Origin of the sequence: Snodgrassella sp. CS2 (assembly GCF_050310315.1) — a bacterium.
GTDB classification, from domain to species: Bacteria; Pseudomonadota; Gammaproteobacteria; order Burkholderiales; family Neisseriaceae; genus Snodgrassella; species Snodgrassella alvi_E.
The window spans coordinates 1-2,244 of the sequence record NZ_JBNPBA010000026.1 but is presented as its reverse complement, the minus strand read 5'-3'; the positions used below and the strand labels follow the sequence as shown (position 1 = coordinate 2,244).

The 2,244-nt window shown below is 29.5% G+C and carries 4 protein-coding genes and 1 pseudogene; all 5 read left to right on the top strand.

Features of this window, described 5'->3' with window-relative positions:
• A partial coding sequence (locus ACQP6D_RS11125) for an RHS repeat-associated core domain-containing protein (protein WP_427858257.1) occupies positions 1 to 174 on the top strand: 174 nt, incomplete at its 5' end.
• A 66-nt stretch (positions 175 to 240) separates the two neighbouring features.
• The gene (locus tag ACQP6D_RS11120; RefSeq protein ID WP_427858256.1) at positions 241 to 465 is read left to right on the top strand and encodes a hypothetical protein; all 225 of its coding nucleotides are present in this window, start codon (positions 241 to 243) and stop codon (positions 463 to 465) included.
• 2 nt (positions 466 to 467) lie between these two features.
• Positions 468 to 821: a hypothetical protein gene (locus tag ACQP6D_RS11115; protein ID WP_427858255.1), complete on the top strand. Its 354-nt coding sequence runs from the start codon at positions 468 to 470 to the stop codon at positions 819 to 821.
• Between the two features lie 438 nt (positions 822 to 1,259).
• Positions 1,260 to 1,823, top strand: a pseudogene (locus ACQP6D_RS11110) (RHS repeat-associated core domain-containing protein); the annotation flags it as partial.
• Positions 1,824 to 1,842: 19 nt separating this feature from the next.
• On the top strand, positions 1,843 to 2,244 hold a 402-nt coding region (locus ACQP6D_RS11105), incomplete at its 3' end, for an immunity 22 family protein (protein ID WP_427858254.1).

The window sequence follows — 2,244 nt, the reverse complement described above, 5'->3', positions numbered from 1 at the left end:
TTCACGCAGCCGGACCCGATTGGGCTGTTGGGTGGGTTTAATTTGTATCAGTATGCGCCTAATGGGTTGACTTGGATTGATCCTTGGGGTTTAAATTTTATAAATCCTAAGACAATTTTGTTTTCTCAAGATGATATAAGTTCCAATTTTAGTGATAATAGAAGTGTGAATTAGCTTATACATAGACTTAAAAATGATGCATCTTATGTAAATAATTTAGAACCAATTCAAAGAGTAAAAATGCGTGATTTACCAGTTAATATACAAGAAAAGTTATTATCTCAAGGCGCACATAAAGATTCTGTGTTTAGTTTGGATAATAGGCGCCTTTATGCTGCTAAGAAAGCTGGAGTAACTAGAATTCCAACTAGGTGGGCTACTAAAGAAGAGTTGTCTTCAAGTGCATTAGCACGACGGTTTTCAACAAAAAATGCTGGAAAATCAATTTTGGTAAGGTGTAAATAAGAATGAACACAAAGGAAATACAAACAAAATACGGTATTATTTATACACGTAATGCATTAATATTATCTGATGTTAAATTAAAATGTGTACCTTTTACTTTAACTATTTGTACTTTTTTATCATTATCTGGTTGTATTCCAGAGGTTTTAAATTGCCCTGATGTTAAAGTAACATTTATTTTTAGTGATATAGATAGTTTATTTATATATAGGATAGATGAATATCCTAATGAAAAATATTCAAAATCTAGTTTTGACCTTGTTGATGAAGTTCATTCAAAAGGCAAAAAACGTGTAATACTTAGTACATATGACCATATTTTTGATGTGATTGGTAAATATAAAGTTAAATATTAATATTGAATTTATTTGTATAAAAATAGTATAAAAAATTAAAGATTAACTTTTAAAATATTATAATAGGGGAAAACATGCAAAAAAACTATTAAATATTATAGCAATGGTACATTTTGTTTTAAATTAGATAGATAAGGGAATCGTTTTGAAAAAATTGTTATAAAGTTTAAGTTATTCATATTATGGAGATTTTGGTATTTTTTGCTCCATAGATGAAGTAGAGTATTTGGTAGTAAAAAAATGGGGTAGTTCTAAATTAATTAGAATAAAAGTAAACAAAAAAGATTATATTAAAATTATTCAAAATGCTATTGATAAATTGAACAAAGAGATAATAAAAAATTAGTTTGAGAATAAAAAGTATATTTTTAAACTTTAAGGCAGACTTGGCTTTTACAAAAGATTTTACATCCTAAGATATAAAAGAACCTAAGGTATCATGGGCAGTATTTAGACAGAGAAACGGGCTTACATTACAATACTTTCAGGTATTATGACCCGGATATAGGTAGATTCACGCAGCCAGACCCGATTGGGTTGTTGGGTGGGTTTAATTTGTATCAGTATGCGCCTAATGGGTTGACTTGGATTGATCCTTGGGGTTGGGCTCCTTGGAAGAGAGGAGGCTTTGATGACTGGTTTAATAATGCCTCACTCGATGAAATCAGGGCTAATAAAAAAGCAGTTGAAACAGCTTTACGCAATGGTGGAGGCAAACATGAAATGTTCCCTGTTAGCCTAGCAGCAAAAGCTAAATCATTAGGGTTTACTGCTCAGGAATTAAAGGCAATGACGGTTCCTACTAAAGATATTTATTTTGTTGATGTTACAAATAAAAAAACTGGAGCACTAATTCAAGGAGATCATCATGGTACTAAGGCTGGTTCATATTTTCATGATGAGCTAATAAAAAAATTGAATGGAGCTAAATCGAAAAATCAAGCAAACAGTATAATTGATAGAATGCATAAAAAGCATATGAGATTCAAATCTGGATGTTAACTCTAAGGAGTAATTAAATATGAATAAAATTGATGTAAATAAAGTCACCATTCAATTATGGATAGGCAATAACTTTTTAGAGGAAGAAAAATATCAACAATATTTTCAACAGTTTGAGGGTATACAAAAGGATGTATTAAACCCAAAACCAAGATGTTTATTTTGTGCAGATATTGGAGAAATCGCTTATATTACAGAAAAATTATTTGTATTAGAAAGATTTAGTTCTTCTCAGAAAATTGAATACATTATTGATAGCATAAAAGTGAATAAAAATGAGAAAAAAAGAATTTATGAAAAATGCATCGAATTAGGCATATCAAAAGCCAATGCAGTTTTTTGGCATATAAATAATGACTTTTCGCTCAATATTGAAGTACAAAAACCTTATAAAGACAATTACAATGGGCTGAAATATATA

What these genes read in the sequence shown, in the direction of transcription:
- ACQP6D_RS11115 (WP_427858255.1), top strand. Translation starts at nt 468, where the DNA reads ATGAACACAAAGGAAATACAAACAAAATACGGTATTATTTATACACGT.
- ACQP6D_RS11120 (WP_427858256.1), top strand. Translation starts at nt 241, where the DNA reads ATGCGTGATTTACCAGTTAATATACAAGAAAAGTTATTATCTCAAGGC.